At 34.0% G+C, this 22,778-nt stretch carries 19 protein-coding genes; all 19 read right to left on the bottom strand.

Annotated features, from left to right (window positions below; translation table 11 throughout):
• Nucleotides 1-144: 144 nt before the first annotated feature.
• The 19 genes from JT739_RS05980 to JT739_RS05890 all read right to left on the bottom strand — a co-directional run bounded on the left by JT739_RS05980 (nucleotide 145) and on the right by JT739_RS05890 (nucleotide 22,083).
• Complete coding sequence (locus JT739_RS05980) at nucleotides 145-723, bottom strand: hypothetical protein (protein ID WP_237660198.1); 579 nt, start codon at nucleotides 721-723, stop codon at nucleotides 145-147.
• Nucleotides 724-764: 41 nt separating this feature from the next.
• On the bottom strand, nucleotides 765-1,655 hold the full coding sequence (locus JT739_RS05975; protein WP_237660197.1) for an ADP-ribosylglycohydrolase family protein: 891 nt from the start codon (nucleotides 1,653-1,655) through the stop codon (nucleotides 765-767).
• 33 nt (nucleotides 1,656-1,688) lie between these two features.
• Nucleotides 1,689-2,132 carry a DUF3908 family protein gene (locus tag JT739_RS05970; protein ID WP_237660196.1) on the bottom strand — a complete coding sequence of 148 codons (444 nt, stop codon included), beginning with the start codon at nucleotides 2,130-2,132 and terminating at the stop codon, nucleotides 1,689-1,691.
• 25 nt (nucleotides 2,133-2,157) lie between these two features.
• Nucleotides 2,158-2,817 (bottom strand): hypothetical protein, encoded by a 660-nt coding sequence (locus JT739_RS05965; protein ID WP_237660195.1) that lies wholly within the window; start codon nucleotides 2,815-2,817, stop codon nucleotides 2,158-2,160.
• Nucleotides 2,818-2,952: 135 nt separating this feature from the next.
• A complete protein-coding gene (locus JT739_RS05960; RefSeq protein WP_237660194.1) occupies nucleotides 2,953-3,132 on the bottom strand; it encodes an SEFIR domain-containing protein in 180 nt (59 codons plus the stop codon).
• Between the two features lie 79 nt (nucleotides 3,133-3,211).
• Complete coding sequence (locus tag JT739_RS05955) at nucleotides 3,212-4,672, bottom strand: serine/threonine-protein kinase (RefSeq protein ID WP_237660193.1); 1,461 nt, start codon at nucleotides 4,670-4,672, stop codon at nucleotides 3,212-3,214.
• A gap of 2 nt (nucleotides 4,673-4,674) precedes the next feature.
• The gene (locus tag JT739_RS05950; RefSeq protein ID WP_237660192.1) at nucleotides 4,675-5,316 is read right to left on the bottom strand and encodes a hypothetical protein; all 642 of its coding nucleotides are present in this window, start codon (nucleotides 5,314-5,316) and stop codon (nucleotides 4,675-4,677) included.
• On the bottom strand, nucleotides 5,309-6,994 hold the full coding sequence (locus tag JT739_RS05945) for a helicase HerA domain-containing protein (RefSeq protein ID WP_237660191.1): 1,686 nt from the start codon (nucleotides 6,992-6,994) through the stop codon (nucleotides 5,309-5,311). The genes JT739_RS05950 and JT739_RS05945 overlap by 8 nt, the downstream gene beginning before the upstream one ends.
• 18 nt (nucleotides 6,995-7,012) lie before the next feature.
• A complete protein-coding gene (locus JT739_RS05940) occupies nucleotides 7,013-8,173 on the bottom strand; it encodes a hypothetical protein (protein ID WP_237660190.1) in 1,161 nt (386 codons plus the stop codon).
• Nucleotides 8,160-8,960, bottom strand: a complete 801-nt coding sequence (locus tag JT739_RS05935; protein WP_237660189.1) for a hypothetical protein — start codon at nucleotides 8,958-8,960, stop codon at nucleotides 8,160-8,162. The genes JT739_RS05940 and JT739_RS05935 overlap by 14 nt, the downstream gene beginning before the upstream one ends.
• Nucleotides 8,960-13,021 carry a hypothetical protein gene (locus JT739_RS05930; protein ID WP_237660188.1) on the bottom strand — a complete coding sequence of 1,354 codons (4,062 nt, stop codon included), beginning with the start codon at nucleotides 13,019-13,021 and terminating at the stop codon, nucleotides 8,960-8,962. Before JT739_RS05930 ends, JT739_RS05935 begins: the two co-directional genes overlap by 1 nt.
• A gap of 11 nt (nucleotides 13,022-13,032) precedes the next feature.
• Nucleotides 13,033-14,088 (bottom strand): hypothetical protein, encoded by a 1,056-nt coding sequence (locus JT739_RS05925; RefSeq protein WP_237660187.1) that lies wholly within the window; start codon nucleotides 14,086-14,088, stop codon nucleotides 13,033-13,035.
• Nucleotides 14,085-15,149 (bottom strand): hypothetical protein, encoded by a 1,065-nt coding sequence (locus JT739_RS05920; RefSeq protein WP_237660186.1) that lies wholly within the window; start codon nucleotides 15,147-15,149, stop codon nucleotides 14,085-14,087. The genes JT739_RS05925 and JT739_RS05920 overlap by 4 nt, the downstream gene beginning before the upstream one ends.
• Nucleotides 15,150-15,173: 24 nt before the next feature.
• Complete coding sequence (locus JT739_RS05915) at nucleotides 15,174-16,619, bottom strand: restriction endonuclease subunit S (RefSeq protein ID WP_237660185.1); 1,446 nt, start codon at nucleotides 16,617-16,619, stop codon at nucleotides 15,174-15,176.
• Between the two features lie 12 nt (nucleotides 16,620-16,631).
• Nucleotides 16,632-18,518 carry a class I SAM-dependent DNA methyltransferase gene (locus tag JT739_RS05910; RefSeq protein WP_237660184.1) on the bottom strand — a complete coding sequence of 629 codons (1,887 nt, stop codon included), beginning with the start codon at nucleotides 18,516-18,518 and terminating at the stop codon, nucleotides 16,632-16,634.
• A gap of 13 nt (nucleotides 18,519-18,531) precedes the next feature.
• Nucleotides 18,532-18,894, bottom strand: a complete 363-nt coding sequence (locus JT739_RS05905) for a hypothetical protein (RefSeq protein WP_237660183.1) — start codon at nucleotides 18,892-18,894, stop codon at nucleotides 18,532-18,534.
• Between the two features lie 15 nt (nucleotides 18,895-18,909).
• Nucleotides 18,910-19,140 carry a DUF2188 domain-containing protein gene (locus JT739_RS05900; protein WP_034835528.1) on the bottom strand — a complete coding sequence of 77 codons (231 nt, stop codon included), beginning with the start codon at nucleotides 19,138-19,140 and terminating at the stop codon, nucleotides 18,910-18,912.
• Between the two features lie 14 nt (nucleotides 19,141-19,154).
• Nucleotides 19,155-20,429 (bottom strand): restriction endonuclease subunit S, encoded by a 1,275-nt coding sequence (locus JT739_RS05895; RefSeq protein ID WP_237660182.1) that lies wholly within the window; start codon nucleotides 20,427-20,429, stop codon nucleotides 19,155-19,157.
• 295 nt (nucleotides 20,430-20,724) lie between these two features.
• Nucleotides 20,725-22,083, bottom strand: a complete 1,359-nt coding sequence (locus tag JT739_RS05890) for a homing endonuclease associated repeat-containing protein (RefSeq protein WP_237660181.1) — start codon at nucleotides 22,081-22,083, stop codon at nucleotides 20,725-20,727.
• Nucleotides 22,084-22,778: the final 695 nt, after the last annotated feature.

Genomic DNA, 22,778 nt, shown 5'->3' with positions numbered 1-22,778 from the left:
TTCACAAGAGATCCTCCTTTTCAATGGTTTTTTTATGGTGATTACATTGTATCAAAAAGTGAGGATCTCTTGTTATTTTTTATCCTGAAAATGTCCTACAATTATTTTACACTATGTCTTAAATTTGATACTGTGAATGTAGACTTACTCTGTAGGTTCAATTATTTCTAATCTAAAGTTCCATCCTTCGCAGGACATCAATATCCTACCAAATTCTTCCAGGCTATATTCCAGTTCATCTATGATAAATTTGGGCATTCTATCATATCTATCATCCCATTCAATACGCCCTTCTACAATATTTTCTTTAATGGATATAAGTTCTTGCCCTTGGAACATTTCTTTTCGTATAAACTTTTGCGATAGTCCTTTCTTTATCTTTTTATAAAGTCTTTCCAGAGCATCATTTGAATCTTCTTCAAAATCCTGATGTACTTCAAAAGAATAGCCTATTTTATTTTCGCCTATAAACTCTACCGCCTCCCAACAAATACCTGTTGGGTTAATCATCTTTCCTATTTGAAAGCGATGTTCTATTCCATCGCAATCTATAAAGGTAGCCTCTTTTTCAAAATCCTTATAATTTTCTATTCCAAGCATATTGGTAGCAAACTCATTGTAGCAGTCTCTACATAGCGATTGGGATGGCTCATCTTCTTTTATGGTTAAAACTACCATTCCAAAACCGCTTGGCACTCTTCCACACTTTTGACATCTATTCATGTAAATTCTCTCCTTAAAACCGATTTGAATTACCCTTGAACCTATTCATTCCTATTTCCTATTACTATCCTCTTTGCAAAAGAAGTTAACTTCTCTTTTACTAATATTTTTTCCTTCCACCTGCCAGGGATAGCATCATAGCCGTAATACACTCCAGCCATTCCACCGGTAATCGCGGCTATAGTATCCGCATCTCCGCCCAGATTGGCCGCTTCGCAGATGGCATCCTCAAAGGATGAAGTATTAATAAAACACCATAATGCACATATTAAGGTATCAAACACATATCCCGTTGGTTTCAATTCTTCTTTTGATAACCGGAATACTTGCTTATATTCTGGATACTTTTCTATGTATTCTCTTATACAAGGCACTTTAGGCTTACCATTGAGATACTGGTAAACTATCAGATTATAAAACTGGCAGGCATCCGTTGCTTTTTGGTCATAATGGGTAAGAACGCTTTGTGAAGCAGTTATCTCCAGCATTTTTTCAACATCATTATAATATAATGCAACCGGTAAACACCTCATAAGTGAACCATTGCCGGCGCTCATACCGCCTGTTGTTTGACGAGCGTAATAGGCTGTTTTCATCCAGTCATTGCTTCTTTTATACTCGCCAAGTGCAATTCGGATAATGTTGCCGATATCTTTAGGTTTACTATCATACCATTTAATAAAGTGTTTTCCGATATCTTCGATAGGATTCTCTGGGTTGTCCAGGATGCCTTCTGCGACAGCAATAGTCATCATTGTATCGTCCGTCACTTCCCCAGGTTCCAGGTCCCAACAGCCACCACCTATAATATCTTTTAAATATCCATATTTCCTTTCAATCTCATCCTTTGACATGAATTCCAGCGTTCCGCCAAGAGCGTCTCCGCAAGCAACACCAAAAAGCCCTCCGAGTATGCGTTCATATCTATCCATGAAACACACTTCCTTTAAACTCAGTATCTATGATTATTTATTTGTGCAAAAGTATTTTGCAATGCTGCATATTGCTTCATCAAATTTATATTTCCAACCCTCATTTGTATCCTCTTTACTGATAAATGTAATTTCTTCTACATTTTCTTCAAAAAGCAAAGTTAACCTATAGTCGCCATAATCATCTAAAGGACATTCATAAGTAACACTCTTAATTCTGTTAATATTAAAATATTCTATAACTATATGCTTATCACCATTAATCCAAACTTTAATAAATTTGTTGTTTTTTAAGATAAAATATAATTGTAAAGTCTGTTCATCAACAAATAAGTATTTTGGATAAAAATATAATATATCATCCTCATCAATTACTTGTGAAACTTTTTCAAACATGCCTGCATATTTACTGGCAATATTATTGCTGTAACGGTTGTTATAAAAGTAATCCTTAATTTCTTTAAAATCTACATTCATCTTAAATCACCTCATTTTTTATGAGTTAATGGTTTAAATATTGAACAATTTGTTTCCATATTTCAACGGCAATTCCATATGCATCGCTAGCATTATTTCCCGTCATAAAATTCATTGTCATTTTTAATTTTAAATCTTTAGTTTTAGTTACTTCACATTCAATTACATCATTAAACGAATTATCGCTATCAATACTAAATCTCCCGTATGACAAATAAATGCTTTGACTTGCACCACCGAGCAAATTCCCCAGCCATATTTTAACTGCATATTTTTCCATACCGTTAATATAAAATCTCATTATAGTCTTTTGATTATGTACAATATCTTTATCGTAATCAAAATTATTATTCTTATGTTTGGTCTGCTCCGCAAAGTCGGATAAAAGCGATAATATTTTAGAATAACTTTGTTTCATAAATTTATTTTTATCTAAATCCGTTATTTCTTTAAAATTGGGAATTATATTAGCAATTTCGTTTACTGCCCTATCATAAATAATTTTCTTTGATTCCAATTTGGGTTTGGCTCCTACCTTTGGTACATCAATTACATCTACCTGATAAATCCTATGCAGTAACTCATTAAACCTAATATCAAACTGGTCATCGTATGAAAAGTCAATAAAATGAAACCCTTCCAAATAAAAAGGAACAGCCTTTCTATAGTCTCCCTTATGCCTCATTATTAGAATTATCTTATCTGGATTATCTTTTATATATCGTATTAATAAGTTTGTTTCGTATCCTACCCCACCTTGAAAAGCATCTGCTTTCTTAGCGTAAGTTTCAGTAAGAATAAGTAAAATATTATCACTATTTTATATTTTTTCTATCATCATTCTATTTAAGTTAACAGTTTTACTTTGCGTTTCAAATTTATCAATCGTTGCATCAACGCCATTTTCCCTTAATTTAGCCGCTAAAAATGCTACCCAGTTTTCGTGTTCCTCACTATCCCAACTATAACTAATGAATACCGTAGGATATTCTTTCCTCAATATTGCCCCCTCACCCCTTAAAACTTTCATAATTTATAAAACTAAATATATTTACTAAATAAAATTAAAATAACTTACGTTAATATCCAAGATAGTTTAAATACTTACTATATTCTTCCAGCCTACTCCTAATTATTGTATCGCTCGGGTCTAAGCGTATGGCATAATTAAAATAAGCCCTTGCCTTTTTAAAGTCTTTTATCTGGTCATATGCATGTCCAAGTTTTTTTACTATATAGAGCATCCCAGGAGTCTTTTTATTTATATCCTCCAGAATTTCTATGGATTTCTCCTGTTCATCATTTAAACCATAAGCACAAGCCAGTTTATATCTATAATTCAAGTCATCTGGATTCCTTGATACGAGTTTTTCATATACTTTAACTGCTTCCTCATATTTTTTAAGTTCAAAAAACAATTTCCCTTTTAAGTAAAGAAGGTTATCTTCTAATGCCTCTTGCCTGATATCCTCTACTTGTGTAATATCAATATCTTTTATCACATCCATACTCTCAAAATATCTTCCCTGCTGAAAATATGTATAAGCAATGTGATACAATATGTCAGCAGATTTATTTCCATTCTCGTACTCCGTTTTTAGCAATAGTTCTGCCTTATCAAATTCTTTATTCTTATAGTATCGGATTACTCTTTCTATCCAATCAGTATCCTCGTATTTTACTTCAGCCCGTTCATTGTAAGAAATAATATTTCTATCTTCACTTCTTAATGCTTCTTCTAAATCTCTTTTTATTTCGCTTATATTCTGATACCTTTCATCAGGGTTTCTTTTGAGTAATTTCATTATAATTCTTTCAACCGATTCAGGTATATTATTATTTATCTCTCTTGGTTTTGGATAAGGTATATTATTAATTAATTGATTTGCAGTTTCATGAGGAGTCCTGCCAGTTAAAAACTTATATAAAAGCACTCCCAATGAATATATATCTGAATTAAGATATCTACGATTAGACCCAGCCACTTCTGGAGCCATATAAGCCCAGGTACCACCGCCATCAATTGTTTTAATAAATAAATCTTCGATTAGTTTACTTGTACCAAAATCAGTTATTTTTGCAATTTCCCCGTCTGTCAATATATTTTGAGGTTTAATGTCTCCATGACATATTTTCTTTGAATGTATATATTCTACACCATCTAGTATTTGAAAAAACAAGTTATATATTTCTTCAAAAGTTCTGGGACTCTTAAATCCAGTTTCACATAACTCGTCTGATAGTTTATGCCCGTTAAAATACTCCATTTCAATTAGAAAAACTCCATCTACACGTCCCATCCAGTATATAGAAATAACATTTGGGTGATGACTTCCGATGAATTCTTTTCCTTCCGATAAGGTGTTGTCTCCCCGTTCCTGGTCTTTGGGTATTTTAAGCGCCACTGTTTGCCTATTTTCAAGGTTTACTGCTTTCCATACATAGCCAAAGGAACCTTCATCAATAAATTCTTTCAGCAAATACTTATCCCCTATACTCATATCTACTTGCGGATGAAAATTAACTGCTTTTCTCTTCATAATTAACCTACCTCTACCCATTGATTTAGCGTTAAATTATCAATATTGCCTGAAGCAACACAGCGATAAACCAGATAGGTCGTTTTCAAAGCATTTATTCCTTGTACATAGGTACCATCATTTTTCTTAAAGCCATTATCCAGTATTGATATATATTCTCCAATATCCCTTGGATTCTCCCCAGCATAACTCCAATATACAAACAATATAATAGGTACATTTCCGCCCAATTGGTGATAAGCAAGAAGCAGATTTTGCATCTTTTCCTTGATTTTTAAATCTTTTCGTCTATTCTTTTCATATCTTTCAAATTCACAAATCAATATAGGGCTATTATCCTCTTTCGAATACCAAATAGAATCTGGTCTTACTTCGTTAACTTTTATTTCGTAATTGGCCTGGCTCTCTGCAACCATTTGTCCATAGTGGCTTCTTTCAGAATATGGAAAAACAGGACATTCAGAAAGGGATGTAACCCCGTCAACAAATCTTCCTATGGCGGTTATATAATTAAGACCTACAGTGTGAACAGTTTCTGAATAGTCCCTTATCCCGAATTTCGTCATCATAGGAAACATTTCGTTTCTAATTTTTCCTTCTTTAAATTCTTTTTTTATGAAATCAATGATTGTTTCCTTATTCATTGAATACGCCCCATTCCTTGATTACTTCAGGAGACTCTCCACCATGTATTAAGGCCTTTGTTCCAACTTTTACTAACAGTGGTGCAGGAATTGACCTGCCATTTATCAATGCTTCTCCCGTTGATAAAGATGGCAATTCTTCAATATCAGATGATGAAAACATATCTGACGTTTTTGCTATAAACCGCTGGTCATCTGGATTCTTTAACCGCATTGTAATAATTGTATTGCACTGTGAGGTTACATCTGGGTCAAGTTTTGACGGTCTTTGTGAAATAATCGCAAAACCAACACCAAACTTTCTTCCTTCCGCCGCAATCTTCTTAATAATTTTCTTAGAAATGCTCGGAATGCCTGCCGGTGCAAAATTGTGTCCCTCTTCATAAACAAGGAAACATGGTCTTATTTGCCTTTTTTTATCTGATGCTGCCCTCATAATTTCACTGGATATCAATGCTGTTATAATTTGTTTAGCATCATCAGATAAACCTTGCAAGTCTATTATTACAAGCCTTCCCACGTTATTTCCCTTTTCGCCAATCATATCATAAATATCTGTAGGTTCACCTATAGCCCTTGTGTAAAAACTCTTCGCTTCATTTATCACTCGGGTTAATTTCATGGAAGCCACTGCTGCGCTTCTATTATTCAGCGCTTTTGCCTCACCTTCCGTCAAATTCTCCCAATTCTTTAGTTCCTCAAGCCCCTGTTCGTCAGAAAGGAGATATGTTAAATCCTGAATATCTCTTGGTGGATGATTATATTTTGCTTTCCAATACCTGATTGCAACATCCAATACTCTTTCCTGCGCTTCTGTCAAACCGGGAAGAATGGAAGATAAATCATCCATGTCGAATCTATCGAATTGAAGTGCCAGGTGATGATTTTTTGCGCTGTATTTATAATCAAAGGAATCCATTTGCGGAGTATATACTTTAATTCCTCCACCAGCCTTTATTAATTTTAAGAATTGTTCCTGAATCCTTTGAATACTCTTCTTTTCTCTCTCATCCTCAATAAAATCAAGATTGTTATTAAAATGTATCTCTCCCTTTTCAAATGCTTTTCCATATTCTCCATGGACATCAAATACAACTACTGTGCCATTCATCTCTGCTACAAGCCTCTCAATAATTCTGCCCACAGTATATGATTTCCCTGAACCTGTCATTGCCAGCACAGCCAAATGTTCTGTAACCAGTTTGTTTACATCAAGATAAACAGGGACTATATTACTTCCCTTGTCGTATCCAATCAAATTACCTATGTTAATGCTTGTATTCTCATCAAACTTATAAAACTTTGACAAAAACTCATAGTCAACACCATATACCTTTTCCCCTGGGTTGAGGGGTCTCCTGGGTATTTTTATCTGTCCATAGTTATCCCTGTACCCCACCAGTTCTATGGTCCCAAATAAAGTCTCCCCAGTAACTTGGGCACCTGGTAGTATCTCAAGAGATGACAGCCCCTCACCCATATTGGAGTTATATAGAATATTGCTTCTGGATATGGATACAATTCTCCCTAGAACATATGTATCTCCATCTTCTTCCGATTCTCTATGCTTGATTTTTACAAACTCTCCTCTTTTAGCAGAAAAACTGTTTTCGAGAGCAATCTTTAAATCATTAGGATTCCCTGTATTGCCGATAAGTTTGCCTATGTATTTATCCACTACAATCTCCCCTCCTCCTTATTCCTCAAACACATCCAAATCTTCTTTCCAAATGCTCTCCAATGCCTCACTTTGGAGCATCTCCCTGGCTTTTGTTTTATAGTATTCTAAAATTACATTTTTCCCATTATTTGTTGCCTCGACTGGCTTTAAAGCATATTTGGCATACCATAATGGCAGTGGCAGTGCTTTTTTCTGGTCAAATGCAATCAGGGATATAATTTGAGAAGCCAGTTCATCCAGCATTTCAGATGACCAATCTTTTACGTCCCCTAATACTTCTACCAAAAGTGGCGGTGTAGTGTTTCCTGCCTTAATATGCATGCCTATTAATCCCACATCTCGTAAAGTTTCAGGCTCCAGCCTGTTATCCTTATTTAAGCCATCATATTGAAATGCTGCTGTCCTTGTTCTTTTTACAAGAATACCTGTTAGCAGCCTTTTAATACCTACATCTTGAATTTTGGGCATTAGTTCTTCCATCTTTTTAACTATACTATTGTCCACATCATCTGGAATATAGACTAAATTATCCTCAGTCAGAGCATATATAATTGCACCAAACCTTTTTGTTCCCACTGATGCGATTTTAATTCCATTTTCATTAAATGGATATACCATATCCTTATATTTATCCCAGAAAAACTTAATGGTCTCCCTGCATTTATCATAAACTTTTATAGTATCCTTTCTATCTTCAAGGGGAGCATCTGAACGCTCAAGTACTAAAGGTACATCAACCAAAACGAGTTCAGGTTTTTCATCATCTTCCATTAAATCCTCAAGTAATTTATAGACATTGATAATATCTATAAACTTCAACTTTTTCTGATTATCCAGGTCATCTATCTCATCTACATCAACGATACTTTCCTGTCTTGTTTTATAAATAGAACCTTCACTTATAAGGATGTCCTGCCTTACTGCCCCAGCAACATATAACATTCCGCCAAATGCACTGGAAGTCCTATTGGTTGCCGCAATACCTGATGCCTTGATAGTGAGAGGGGCTATTAATTCTATATTCCTAACCACCCCACTTTCCTTTAGGGCAGGGGCTATTTTATCAATAAACCGCATTTTGGATGATAACCTGGAAACTGTGGCTGGAAGGCCTAATTGAATATTAGCCACTATGCTTTGGGATATTGGAGTACTATTTTCTTTAAATCCATTCATCTTCTTTTTCTCCCCTTTGTTTTACAGCATTGATAAAGGATTTCAATTTCCTTTCTTTGACTACATCCATTCCCTTGCTCAACAATCCATTCTCGTTAATATATTGATTTGCTACCAGGTCTTGATATCCTTGCTTGGCAGTTTCTTCATCAATGAAAACTCCAAAATATTTATGAATTATACTTGACAGACACTGACTTAAGTCAATACCAGCCCCTGTCAGGATAATCAAATAAATATGAATATCATCTAATATAAAATCTTTTGTTTCTACCAAGGATTCTTGTTTAACATCCTCAGCAAGGAGCAGGGAATTAAAAAGAGCCTTTAATTTATCTTCTAACTGAATCATTTTATAGTCCAATAACGGTAGGGTGACTACCGTTACTAGACCTGTTCCCGTATTCTTCCTGTAATGAATCCCAAATTTCTTCCCATTTTGTTGAAATACAACATCTTTTACAGTAGTATCAATCAAAAAGCCTATCGGAATTCCCTCATAATCATCATCTGTTCTACTTATTCTTATATCTACCGATGAGTGAAGGATTTCCTTTAAATTCATTTCGGTCCAGGAAGGTGTAAGTATTAACTGGTTTTTATTATCCTCCAGCCATGTGTTAAGTAAGTCTAACTGTTGTTTGTTTAGTTTACTTAATAGAATTCCAGGCAGAACTAAGACTCCTGTTTGCAGTGAATTCATCTGGGCTACCTGGCAGTCATAAAAATCCTTAAGAAGCCTGTATTCTGTTCTATTCTTATATTCATCTAATATTTGAATAGCCATCACAGTACCTCAACCTTTGTCCGAATTAGTTTCACCGATTCTAACTCACGCTTTTCCTCAAGGTAGTCATCCCAGTTAATATCCCCATCCTTTTCTACTACCTGCTTAAAGAAACTAAAGGTAGTTTTCTTAATTAATGGTGAGTTTTTAAAGAATGATTCACCTTCACTTGCAAGCAAATTCATTTTATTCTGTATTGCTTCTTTTGTGGCAATATAAGTTTCCTCTTTCGGATATTCTTCCATATTTATTTGTGCAGATACAGGAGGTTTACCTTGTATTCTACATATTTTATCTATAGTACTTATTAGCAAATTATCGTATAACTCATTCTTCTTTTGTCTTGCCAAGTTCATTACATTTGTTTTATAACCTTCAATAAGTCCAACATATTGCTGCATATCTTCTACCCTCTTTTTAAGAAGCGCCAAAAATTCATCAGGTTTACTCAGCATAACAGGCTCGTTATCTTCAATCTCTTGTTCAAGACCGCCGTTAACAAATAACTCTATTTCCTTAATACAGTTGCTTAAATTCTTCACCTCGGTATGATTCCTTAATTTTTCTGGTGCATCCGAAAAATAATCAACCCACCTTTTGCTTTCAGGTAATTTCTTATAACAGTCAATGATAGAAGTAAAATTCTTATAAATAGCCTTATACTCACCTATTATTCCTCTATCATTAGCCCACTTTAACTCATTGTTCTCAATAGGCTCTAATCCGCAGGCATCAAGAATATCTTCAATTCGCTTATATGCTCCACTAAAATCTCCATCTTTTAACTTATATGCTAATGTATTTATATAGGAAACCATAGTCCCTGTACCCGATATAGTCATCTTTTCATAATCAGTTGAGTTCTCCAGTTCATTACAATACTTTTGCAATATATTCGTTATCGGAGAAATAGGAAGCATGAATCCCTCATACTCACAATTTTTCTTGATTTCTGCAATTTTATCCGTAATGCTCTTTACTGCTGGGTCCTTTAAGGTATTAATATAGTCTATAAACAATCTTATATGCCTTACCCTAAACCACAAAGGTTTTTCCTTATCATCAATCTTAATATCCTTTATGATGTTTGGATTATAAGTCTTAATGTTATTCCAACCATCACTATCATATACCTGGTAGCAAATTTCTAAGAATTCTTCTATCTTGGAAACAACATCTCTGAATTTTTCTATATTCTTATCATCTCTTTCTGATAACTTATCAACATTAATGCTGTCCTTAATTTTTTCAGCCTCTTGAAGTTGTACTTTATAATAAGGTACTTGATTCTTCTCAAGGACATCCAAATAAGGACCGTTTATAACCTTCTTCATGCTGTCAATTTCTTTCTTGCAGTCATCTTCCAGCCATTTTTTAACTATAGAATATCTACCATCTAATTCATAATTAGATATTCTCTCAATAAAACCGTCCTTGGTTTTTAGCAAAAGATTTAGCCCCATCATAAACTCTATCCACTGCTCTAGAATGCGTTTCGGCTTCACCTCGTGTATAAGGCTGAAGAAAAACTTATTGCTGTAATCAGCCATGGATTTGTTGCTGTTTCCATTAAACTTCAGTATTCTGTTCATACATGCGGGTATATTTATGCTGTATCTATTTTCATCCTCATGAATGAATAAACCTGTTTCCTTATATCCTTTTCCCTCATTCATTCTGCCTATGGCGGTTGATTTTAAAACGTTCTTTAACTCCGTATATTCTGCATCAGACAATCTCACATCTTTTTTGCTTCCAAGTTCTTCAAAATCAATGTCGTGGATGAGCATTCGCTTATAAGCCTTTGACAGCAGCGCTATTTGCCTTTCATCATGTTTCTTATAGATGATAGGTCTTAATATCCAGCCTTCCTCATCTAATTTTTCAAACCATTCTCTTGCCTTTAAATTAAAATGGTCCCTGATTTTTCTGATTCTATCCCTAAAGGTAGAAGTAATAACATTCCTGTTCTCCCTTATATCCAATATGTCCTTATCTATGGACATGACCTCTAAAATATCCTTTTGAAGTCTGGTTATATTGACAAATATCAAGCACTTTCCTATGCCTTCATACTTTTCTTTTACAAATTTATCGGTGTACTCTGCACTAATAACAGAATCAGAGATTACAATAACAGGATGAACTCCTTCTTTTAAAAGTCTGCTATCTAACAGTGCATCTTTTAATCTATCTTCATCCTTGCCCCAGATAATATCTACTATTCTGTCCTCGTGAACATCAAGGTAAGGTCCTCCTTCTACCTTGGTCCTGACACATTCAACGCCATTGATGGTATAGAAACTTTCTTCTGGGTAGTTTATTTCCAATGCCCTGCAGGCACCTGAAAGAACCCTTTTTACTTCCTCTTTTCTATTTTTGCTTCTTTCTTTTATTAACGCTTCAATCTCTTTGTTTTTTTCAGTATCTGGAACGTAACCAAAATCATCTTTTTCTACTCTATACCTTTTATCAAGGCGGCTTAAATAGGCAAAGTTTGGTCCGATATATTCTGCTTCTTTTATATCTTCTTTTTCTATTTTTTCAAGGATATATCCATAGATATATCTTGCTGATTCTTCAATATCATCCTTCGGATACAACATCCTGACCTGGTCTAAAAATGTTTCTTCTTCCTTCCCCACAATATACTCATTTTCTTTTACATTGAGAGAAAAAGTTTTTAGGCTTCTCAAAAGTATGCCTAAATCAAAACTGCTACCGAAATTATTAACAAATATATCTCCCGTTTCTCTTTTGTAGCCTTGAGAATTGAGGTAAACCGCCAAATCGTCCTTTTCTAATTTCACACAGTAAAACTCTTTGAATAACTTTTCGCCATCTTCTGCCTTTGCATCCATCATAGCATTTATTTCTTCCGCAGAATAGTTTGTTTTCTTCTTAGGGATTTGCTCTAAAAGAGCATGCTTGATAGTTTGCCTGAATCTGTCATCGCACTGAATGTAGTCAAAAGCAGGTTTATCAATCAAACTTTCTTTAAAACGGTTGCTGGAATTTAATATGGCTTCAAAGATATATCCTGTCTCTTTTTTCACTGAACTGTCTTCCATCTTCTGGTCTACATTATACATAATAACGTTAAACCAGCCAAAATTACCTCCTGCTATGGTGTAGGCTGCTTCAATCAGTCCTTTTGGATACTCAGGTATCATGCCCTTCTTGTTAAGATAAGCGATATAATCCGATATATCTGCAAAGGAATTCTGAAGCATTTCATACATTTCCGTTCTTCTGTCTAAAGCACCTATCCCCTGGATACTTCCTCCTATAACTGTAGAGCACAAAAGAAGATAGGAAACCTCTGGATATTTCTTTCTGGGGTCTTCATGTTTTATAGCACTTGTAATTACCTGAATTGCTTCTCCATCTATTTTGTTTACCAGTTCCTTCTCTTTTTCAATTCCATATTTTGCAATTTCCCCCGCTGTTTCTAATTCATCGCAGACAATAAGAAAATGTTCAATACCGAATTGCTTAACATACTCCATTCCTTTTCGTGTTAGGTCATCCAACTTCTCTTTGCTTATAACCAGTTCGTTTAAATTTACCCTGTCTACTTGCAGTAAATCTCCAAGGATGTTTCTATCAAACCCTACAGGAGATAAGGCATCTTGAATGGCTTCCATAATCTTTCCTTGAATGCTTCCATCGGATTCTCTGCTTAAATAGGACAGCGCTGTATAAATGCCGTAAGCCACCCAGTTATCTCCAATTAAATCAGGATGGCACATTTGGGAATACCTTATGTATAACGGAAGAACCTTATCTTCGAAATTCGGCTTGAAAATTCTCACTTCCTTTTGTACGCCATCTTCATTAATAATCCAGCCCTTATCCATGCCAAGAGGTTCTGAAATAAGTTCGAAACCGATACGGGATTTACCTACACCCCACTTTGAAATCAGCGGGAAAATAGTTGCCATCCCTGCACTTTTCATAGTCTTCGTAAAGCCTTTGAAAATTTCATAAAACTCTTTCTGCCCTACCATCGGCTGATTTAAAGGAAAATCACTGGTACCAAAAGGAGCCCATATAGACATATCCATCCCTCCTAATCTCTAATCTCCAACTTAATTAATTGATAATCTTTTTTCCCCAGCAAGCCCCTGCCGTGCCTGGGCTGTCCCTGCTCATGGTCTTTAATTATAAACTTTCCTTTATTTATGCCTGTAACAAAGTAATGGTCAATCCATTGTTCTTCTACCATAGTATTTTCACTGTCAACCTTCTTTTTCAATATGGAGCCTACTATTCCTATTGGGAAAAATCCCCTTGCATCCGAATATTTTTTAATTAATTTATGTAGTATTTCTATATCATCCATATCGGCTTCATTTACTAAACTTTCATATACATCAATACCTGCATCCTCTTTTATCTTATGTTTATCTAAGATGTACCTTCTATCTTCGCTTTCCACAATCCAACCTAAATAGTCAAATAACAGCATTGGTATTTTTAAATAAGTACTTATGGAGCCTAAAGAAGGATAATCTTTATTAACGCCCCTAAATTCTATTTCTTCCCCATCTCCAATATCAAGTTCCCTTCTCCAGAAATCCCCTAATATCTTTGATTGATTCTCCTTCATTAAACTATTAATGTTCATCTCATCAGGCTTGCTGCTAAAAACATAAAACTTCTTGTTATTTAGGGTTATATAAGCCTTTGCGAAGTTTTCCATATATCCTTTTTCAAAATATAGATATCCTCCATTTAGCATTGCATAAACAATACTTCTAACCCTTATGGAATATTTTAATAACTGCTTTGCCAATACCTTTTCCCATTCATCATTATGTTCAAATCTTTCTACCAGTTCAGTAGCACCCTCTGTAAGTTCATATCCGCCTTCAATTTCTTTTATAAAGTTACATCCAACGATAGTTAAAGAGTCTTTATCTTTTTCTGCACCAAACAGACCATATACCTCATCAGCATTGACAATTCTTCCGCTCTCGTCAACCTTATAGCCAAGATAATCCCTGGCTATATCTTTTTTACTGCTGCAGGGTATTTTCTTTGGTAAAGATTTTAAAATTTCTGCCCATCTTTCTATATTGGATGCTTTTACCCAAAATCTGTCCGTACCTATTTTTATAATCATAATGTATTCCTCAACTTTTCTACATAGTCTTTAAGGGTGCTTTTAAACTTTCTGGAACGGTTTTTTATAATAATATCCTTTGAGTATATCAGGTCTTTAAACTTTTCATTGAGGACATATTCCCCATCTTTAAAATCAATTTTCTGCTCATCCATCATATCAAAAACCACCTTGTCTACTTCAGGAGCCTTATCTGGGAAAAGGTACATATCATTTTCCATGCAAAACTCATATACAAAATCATTAAGCCTTCCTACCCTTATCTCCCTGCCCTTTGTATTAAAGATGTAAAAGTCTAAAGGCTGGGTTGTATAGTAGTTGGTGTGGTCCGTGGGTCTTATGGATAATCCTTCAAAACCAGCAGTCTGGTATTCAAGGGCTACCATTGATAATATTGTTAAAAATGTTTTCCATGGGTAAGAAAGGACCTCCGCTACTTTCTCTTCCACTGGAAAATCCTTATATTCATAGGGAGTAAGGGTATATTTGTTTTTATCCTTTAACTTCGGGAGATTTACAGATGAAGTTATCCTCCTGCCTTGTACCCATATCTCATTAGGATTATTACCCATCGGTGATAACTCCACATCCTCTGTATCCTCCGCCAACTGCATGGTTTTTAGTTTTGTAAGAATTGAAGGATATTGAGGATACCCATTAAACACAGCCTGATAAAAAGACTTTATTTCTTCCGTTTCTTCTATATCTTTATCCTTAATATTTAATATGGTTTCAGCAAATTCAGGGATGCTGTCTATAAACTCATATAAGGCTTTACCGTCTCCCCTCTGACCTATAATACAAGCCTCTTCATATACTTTCTTTAGCAATTTATGTAACAGAGGCGGATAGAAACAGAGAAGGGATGTTATAAAGTCTTCTCTGTTTACTTTGCCACTAAACTTAATCCACTTTTTTGTGATAACCAGCCTGTCTTCTGCAAGACTAATAAAGTTTTGGTCTATAAGGTATTGTAAGTCTTTGTTGTTTTTTATTTCTCCATAGTCATATAGGCTGTCTAAACTTTTCACCAATTCATTTATGTTTACCAAAGGTCTCACCTGCCTTTGCTCCGTATAAAAATTTTAACTATTTGCTCTTACTTTTGACATATCAAAGTTGCCTTCTATTAGGTCTTCTACGTCCTGTTTGGCTTCTTGAATTAGTTGTTTGGATTGATAAATGTTATCTATATATTTTTCAACAAGGACTCCAACATCTTCTTGCTTTTGCTTTTCAATTAAAGGTATTCTTATATTTTCAATAGCAGGTTTAGTAGTATTTGGCCTTACAGAAGAATATGATGCACTTTGCCATATTTGTTCTTGAATAATTGACATTTCCATAAGCAAGGCCAAATATTTGTTATTAATTGATTTATTCTTTAATTTTATTCTTAAACAAAATGAAGGATATAGATAATTTTCTACTTCTTTTGTCATAAGAGCAATTTTACCCGTTGTATTCCCACATTGTACTACTAAAATATCGCCATCATCAACATACTTATCATCAGGTATGTTTATGCTTTTATTTATGTATTTTAAGTCACTTAAATCTAATAAAAGATTACCAATCATGTTAGTAACTCTAATTAATGGAACTCCATTGTTTTCATCAGCATAATCTTCTGTAGGCATGTAACCATAGTCTACACTTGCAATATCTCTAATTTGAATACACTCATAATCATTAAGATGCTGATTAACCAAAATATATCTTCGCTTGTAATAATAAGAATCAATCCTATCGTTTATATCCATAGAAGTAATCCAATTATGTTTACTGTTAATTGATGATTTTAGACTTTCCTTTAATTTATTTAAGTTCAGTTCCCTATTTAATATCTCTTCAGCCTCTTTCTTCAACCTTTTCGCTTCTTCTCTCAACTCTTCTGCTTTTCTAACTTTATCTCCTATATATTTTTGAATTTCAGGAGATGGGATGGGGATTACAATAGATTTTAAAGTATCCATGTCTATTTTAGGCTTAGCGGAGTTCATCATTCCTTGCCAGATTTGATTTTGCCCATAAATAGACTTCAAAAAAGTTAACACATAATAGTTGTCGATATTGTTTTTTACTTTAACTCCCATTAGATTTCCACTAATATTACATTCAAATATCTTTTGAGGTATAATAGCAACATCTCCTATACCATTCCCGATTTTTGTAAAAATCAAGTCTCCCGATGAAAACTTTGAACTTTTTAATCTTTCACTGTCTTCTTTAGAAATAAAAACAACATCATTATCTATGTCAACTATATAATCTTTACAATTAAGAGGTCTTATAAAGGCAACTCCTTTGTCAACATATTGAGAAGCAAGTAGTGCAGAACCAAATGGTCCACTATTCATTCTCGAACAAATATTGTATAAACTCATTTTTTTAATTTTACATTTCATTAGTTTGTTGTAATATTGCATATACTTTATTGAATAAAAATGAGCATCTATTCTTTTATCAATTAAAGTTTCTTCTGTCCATAGACAACTTGGTTTAACGCATACAGCATAATAATTAGCCATATATTCACCTCCCTACTCTACATCCTCTGGCATACCCTTTTTATAAGCCTCGACAATCTTTAACAAGTCGTTGTGGTCATCGCCTAACTGTACCTCTACATTCTGTTTTACAGTAAATCCAACCTCATCTGCTACTGCCATAAATACAGGGCCTTGTTTTTCTCCAGGATGTTCTTTTTTCTTTAAGTAAAGTAAAGACGTCTTTGCGCCTGCTCCTGAAAGTGCAAAGGTTTCCTGCGGAAGGCTTATAACCGCTTTCAGTATTGCTTTTCCACCTTCAAATTCACCTGTAACAGGGTTCTTTTTACCCATGATGTATTCACGTACATATTTATCTCCTGAGTTTGAAAGAATTCCATCTGGTACAACTATCATGAGTAGCCCGCCTGGTTTTAACAGTTGAAGGTTTCTGTCAATAAATAACACTGCTGGGTCTACCGAATTTACTTCTTTCCACTTACCTCTGCTATCTGGCTTTGACCCAAGAGATAAACCATAAGGACTCATTCTATTTTGCCCATCCTCATCTATGTCAGAAGAGTAATATTTGATAATTTCAGCACCTTCTGGGTTTTCTACGGTTGTTTTACCTTTCTTAATTTTTTTTGAAACTCCGGTTTTGGAAAACGGAGGATTTGTCAGAATGGCATCAAAGGTTCCCGGCTCAAGCCTTGTATTCATCAATGAGTTTCTAGTTTGGAAAATAGGACACTTAGGCGCTCCATGCAATGCCATATTGATTCTTGCCTTGAGAACCATTCCTGGAGCATTATCCGCACCTATAAAACAGTGTTCCTTCATTTGTTCAAATAGTTCTTCATACTGCTTCTTGTCTCCTGTCAATTTGTTCAGAAGGTAATGCTCTATCTTCTGAAGCATCTTTATTAAAAATCCTGCCGAACCGCAGCACAAATCACCTATGCGGAGGGTAGGTATTCCTGTTTTGGGGTCTTTAGCAATTAGTTTTGCTGCCCCGTCTTTGGTAAGGTCGTGTAAAACCATTTCTGCTGCTGCTTCCGTTACCTGTCTTGGGGTAAGATAGATACCCATACCGCCTTTATTCTCAAACTTTCCTCGGAGCAGTACATCAAAAACCCTGCCCAATACATCCCCAGTTAAATCCCTTAAAGTGGCAGGTCTCTCTACACCGTCAATTATTATTGTCCCTAAATCCTGAAGAGCCTTTAAAACAGCAATGTAGATGTTGGGATTTTCCAGTTTTATATATTCATCTGCACTAAATATGTTTGCCTTTTCCCCATTATCCAAAATAGCAACATAATCTGCATGGTCTTTTATTTCTTTAAAGGCTTCCCTTATCTCCTGGACTGCCTTATCCTTATGTTTTTCTACATATTCGTATCTATATATTTCGTTAAATAGTTTCCCTGTTACATTACCCTTAGTTAATCTATATTCAGGATGATAAAGCCTGAAAGTCTCCAAAAAAATAAGTTTGCTGAATTCATCGATTACATCATTGGAGTTATTTACATGGTCCTTCATTCCATAAATCATTTCATGGAGTCCATCAAATTTCTCTTGTAACTCCTGATATTTTCTTATTGACCATTTGTCCCTATCAGTAAGTTGCCTTTTGCCTGAGTACAATTTGTTTTCATCTTCAAAGACTGATGGAATTTCAGAAACAGCCTTTTCCTCTTCAACAAGGACATAGGCATTGCTTGTACCGTTTGTAATCCAAGCATATGTAGAAATAGGGTCTGTTGCCATCGCTTCAAATGTTATGGCAGTAACCAGTTCTGGTTTCAACTGTTCTTCATCTACTTTTTTTACATATACATATACATCTTTGTGACTGGCTACAAAGGTAGTATCATCAATATCCTTTATTTCCTCATAACCAAGTTTTTTGATTTTATCCTTTAGTTCCTGCATGAAAAATTCCTCCTTAATTTTTTGCTCTCATTAAAACAGCCCCATTGGGATGAAGTTTATACTTCCCGCTTTGCTCTGCAATTTTTGATATCTCTTCTGCACTGACAGTAATATCATTTGGTATATGCTCCATAACCCTCTTTATGGGTGCCATAGGTTTACCATCCATTACTTTATCCACTATGTCCAATATAATAGTATTTAGATTATTTCCTCCAGCACTGTATAAATCCCCAGTCTTTTTAATATTACTATCCATAAGAAGAAACAGTTGTAATTGTGCTTTATTCCATTTCACTCCAGACTCTTTTAACCTTTGGTATAATTCTTCAACAGACTTAGGGGTTTTCAGTTGTTCATATATTATTTCTACCAACAGCGTCCACCTCCATTAATGTTCCTTATCTTTTGGTGGACACGGGTCATTTCCATAACTATCTTTACTCCTGATTTTGCCGTCTCTTCCTTGGATAATCAATTCCGATTTCTGGTTTTGGGCAATTCCTTTTGCTACATTTATTGCTTGTTTTTGAGTATCAGTAACTTTAGTTGCTCTTTCGTTGCCTTCACCTTTAACAGCCCATTTGTCGCCATGTCTTACAACCCATTGATTTTTACCCATATATAACACCTCTTTTAAAATTTGTTTTGTAACACACTTAAATAATTCATCATTTTATCTACTATTTGTTCTTCCAAACTACTTTCCAGTCTTGGAATTTTGATTTTTTCAAAGTCATTTCTTTGAATGAGTTTATATAGTGTCCCTTTAGTAAACATGTTTACCTGGTTTAGAATTATTGGCTGTTTAAACAAAAACAGAAGATAGTAAGGATTAATTCTTCTGGGGACCAAGTTATATAGAGCATCTGTCGTAACCAAACCATCAAATTTTTCTGTAATAAGTGCTGTTGCATGTCCCTTAGTCCCTGTGGCACTGCCTCCTTTGGCAGTTACTATTTCTCCCCTCCTCACAACATATCTCATTCGATTGCTTAAATTGCCATAAAAATCCTCATGGGTCTCTTTTATGATTGAAAAATTTGGGTCTATATCCGCTAACAAAAAATACTTTACTATTTGATTCTCACTTATTTCGGGCTTATCTGCTTTTTTTATTTCTACAAGTTCTCCAAGTTCCTCCCATTTTACATCATCAAAATTCTTGTGAATTACCCTATACAGTTCGGTGTAAAAGTTCGAGTAATACTCAGGGTCTAATCTGTGACTGTCAAGGTATTCTGTCACATAAAAGTGTTTAAGATTCTTTTCTTCACCTTTATAATCAAATACCCTGTAAAATATGTTTTCTGCAGACCTATATAGTTTTTCAGCCTCTGCATATCCTGTAGAATCATAAGAACAATCTTCCTGATATGTGTCAAAGTCTTCAGGAATCAATAAATTCTCAATATCCTCCACAAAAATTTTATTTAAAATCCCTATTTTTATGGAGTTTAACAGCATTTGTCCTATGCTGCTTTTTAAAAACTTATATAATCTTATACCTTTATCCCTATCCCTTAATGTTATTTTAATAATATCCGATGTTACTACACATCCTTCTAATACTTCATTTACATAAATTACCTGTCCTGATTTACCTGAGGCTGTAATCAATATATCTCCATTATTTATAAAATCTTTTTCTCTTACTACCTCAGGCTGTACTACTTTAAGTTCATTAATATATATAATTTCATTTCTTATATCTCCAGGAGCAATTATCTTATATCCATTTTTATCTGTATAATACTCCTTCTTAACACGAATCCCACTTGTTATCTCCTTGCAAATATTACCTAATGCTATAAGGGGATGTCCCTGTAGTAATCGCTGTATTTCATATTGCTGTACTACATAATCATAACAAATCCTTTTTCCATCCATTTTATCTGGTGTAATAAACATGCAATTCACTCAACTCACCATCGTTCTGTAACATAATTTCCCCTCAAATTCTTTTCTTACAGAAATAATATTACTATTTTCAGGAAAAGTCAATAGTTTTGTTTCCAATTTTATTGAAATATTAACTTTAAATATAATAGGTATATTTTATTTATTCTACAGTTAAAATTAAATCCTTTATATGTCTTAAATCTCAATAAAAAAGCACATGCCACTAAGGCATGCACTTTCTTAGTAATTTTTATTTACAACATTCATTTATTCAAAGAATAATACTAATTATGTTTGCTCCTTGTTATGAAACATACTCTGTATTTTGTCGATTTTGAATCATGTGCTTAGTCAAAATTTTATTCACACACTGAATCTGTTGTTCTGTTAAAACTGCTTTACTGCTATGTTCATCTATAAATGGCAATATTGCATTGGCGTTTACTATTGGAAAAGTACATAAATTTTCGTTTCTTACTTTTGTATGATAATTGCCCATTACTATGATGCTTTTAATAGGGATTTCCTTTGGAAGTATGCGTTTCAAGATATATTCATGTCTCATCACTTGTTGAGTTGGGTTGATTATTTGATTCATAACATTGTCTTTATACTGCTCCCACATTTCATTATCCCTTACAATAATCTCACCCTTGAGGCTCTTTGTTTCAATGCTAATAACACCACCAGGTCCAATAACAAGATGGTCAATTTGCTGTGATAACTTATAATTTTCGTCATAAACAATGATATCATTGTAGACAATAAATTTGTTTTTATCTAGAAACTCCAAATTATGAGCAACATTCCTTTCTCCTTTTTTACCTGCAATAACTGCTTCATAGTTTTGACGTCTATTATTAACCTTTTCTCCTAAAACTTTCATCGCTTCAATACTAACTTCTTTCCAAACTTTCTCCATCCTTGTTGTTTTAAATAATACAAGTATTTCGCTAATGCTTGGATATTCATTTATGCTCTTCAATTCTTTTTTTGTTAACGGTCTTTGATATAGGATGTAATCCCTCACAAGCATTTTTAAAACCTTTTCTTTAGTATAAACACGTGCCCCTGTTCCCCTGTTGTCTATAGGAAATCCTGCCTCTTTTCGCAAAGCAACAAAACTTCCGAACTTAGAATATACAATATGCGCACTATATTTCATATGCTCATTAAAATCCTTTTGAGTTGCAGGTCTACCCAACCTTTTGCTTAATTGTTTATAATCGTTTATAATTTGTTTCTTATCAATACCTTTACTTATAAAATTACTTTCTCTAGTCTCTAAACCTGCTACTTTAAGTGCATTATTGTATGAACCAAAACGTTTCAAATATACTGTTTGGTCGTATCCTGCTTCTTTTAATTCATTGACAGAAGGGGAATGTCCAAGTTTTTCTGCTAATTCTCTGAGTCTCTGAATGTAGTATTCATTTGGTTTTGGTATATTGAGTAATTCAACTGGAACTCCTGCTTTAATCAAAACATCACTAAACTTCATACCAAACCTTTTTTGGATAGTAAAAATTGAAGGTAAGCAACTCTTTTCATAGAATTCTTTATAATTTTTTGGTTTAATTCTCATAAACTCTTCGTGGATTATTCTTAATACCATATCATCAGATAATTTGCTAATTGATATCTTATTGTTTTTTAAATTCATAGTATTTCCTCCTTACAATATATGGTAAGTTAACTTTGGGATATTATTTCATTGAAAAATATATTTTCCTATTGTTTTATAAGCCTTTATTCTCTTTTTGCTTTCTGCTATAATCTATTGAAGGTAGTATTATAAATACATATTTTTCTTTGTAGGGGGAAGTATTATATCAAATATTTCCTCCTGCTGGGCATTCAGTAAAATGCCTTCTTTTTTTCTTTAGAGGATGCTCTAATATTTATCACAAAACCACCTCCCTTGATTACCTCATATCGTTAGGGCAAAATGTATTTCTAAAACCAGAGGGTTCAATTTTTTAAAATTTTATTTGAACCATTTAACCCCTACATATAAAGCATAACATAAAAAATTTTTAGTTCTTTTTGCAGACCTTTCCCCCTACATTTATAGTATTACACATAAAAAATTTGAAGTTTTCTCTGTGCTTTTACACTATTGAGCATAACATGTTGTAAATTGAAAAATTTTTTCTCTTATTCCACATTTATAGTGTAATTTATGAAAAATTTGAGATTTTTCAATTCACCCCTCTATAATTGAGCATAACACATGTAAAAATGTGTAAATCAGCAACATTGATTTGCCATAGAACTAAATTTTTTATACCTTGTACCCATCTCATCAAATTGACAATAAAAAAACTGCCTACTATTTGAACTGCCCCCTGTCAAGTA

Origin of the sequence: Tepidanaerobacter sp. GT38, assembly GCF_021991635.1 — a bacterium.
Taxonomy (GTDB): domain Bacteria; phylum Bacillota; class Thermosediminibacteria; order Thermosediminibacterales; family Tepidanaerobacteraceae; genus DTU063.
Note: the sequence above shows the minus strand (reverse complement) of the source record. Positions and strands in the feature narration are given on the sequence as shown.

What these genes read in the sequence shown, in the direction of transcription:
- JT739_RS05980 (WP_237660198.1), bottom strand. Translation starts at nt 723, where the DNA reads ATGAATAGATGTCAAAAGTGTGGAAGAGTGCCAAGCGGTTTTGGAATG.
- JT739_RS05975 (WP_237660197.1), bottom strand. Translation starts at nt 1,655, where the DNA reads ATGGATAGATATGAACGCATACTCGGAGGGCTTTTTGGTGTTGCTTGC.
- JT739_RS05970 (WP_237660196.1), bottom strand. Translation starts at nt 2,132, where the DNA reads ATGAATGTAGATTTTAAAGAAATTAAGGATTACTTTTATAACAACCGT.
- JT739_RS05965 (WP_237660195.1), bottom strand. Translation starts at nt 2,817, where the DNA reads ATGAGGCATAAGGGAGACTATAGAAAGGCTGTTCCTTTTTATTTGGAA.
- JT739_RS05955 (WP_237660193.1), bottom strand. Translation starts at nt 4,672, where the DNA reads ATGAAGAGAAAAGCAGTTAATTTTCATCCGCAAGTAGATATGAGTATA.
- JT739_RS05950 (WP_237660192.1), bottom strand. Translation starts at nt 5,316, where the DNA reads ATGAATAAGGAAACAATCATTGATTTCATAAAAAAAGAATTTAAAGAA.
- JT739_RS05940 (WP_237660190.1), bottom strand. Translation starts at nt 8,173, where the DNA reads ATGAATGGATTTAAAGAAAATAGTACTCCAATATCCCAAAGCATAGTG.
- JT739_RS05935 (WP_237660189.1), bottom strand. Translation starts at nt 8,960, where the DNA reads ATGGCTATTCAAATATTAGATGAATATAAGAATAGAACAGAATACAGG.
- JT739_RS05930 (WP_237660188.1), bottom strand. Translation starts at nt 13,021, where the DNA reads ATGTCTATATGGGCTCCTTTTGGTACCAGTGATTTTCCTTTAAATCAG.
- JT739_RS05925 (WP_237660187.1), bottom strand. Translation starts at nt 14,088, where the DNA reads ATGATTATAAAAATAGGTACGGACAGATTTTGGGTAAAAGCATCCAAT.
- JT739_RS05915 (WP_237660185.1), bottom strand. Translation starts at nt 16,619, where the DNA reads ATGGCTAATTATTATGCTGTATGCGTTAAACCAAGTTGTCTATGGACA.
- JT739_RS05910 (WP_237660184.1), bottom strand. Translation starts at nt 18,518, where the DNA reads ATGCAGGAACTAAAGGATAAAATCAAAAAACTTGGTTATGAGGAAATA.
- JT739_RS05900 (WP_034835528.1), bottom strand. Translation starts at nt 19,140, where the DNA reads ATGGGTAAAAATCAATGGGTTGTAAGACATGGCGACAAATGGGCTGTT.
- JT739_RS05895 (WP_237660182.1), bottom strand. Translation starts at nt 20,429, where the DNA reads ATGTTTATTACACCAGATAAAATGGATGGAAAAAGGATTTGTTATGAT.
- JT739_RS05890 (WP_237660181.1), bottom strand. Translation starts at nt 22,083, where the DNA reads ATGAATTTAAAAAACAATAAGATATCAATTAGCAAATTATCTGATGAT.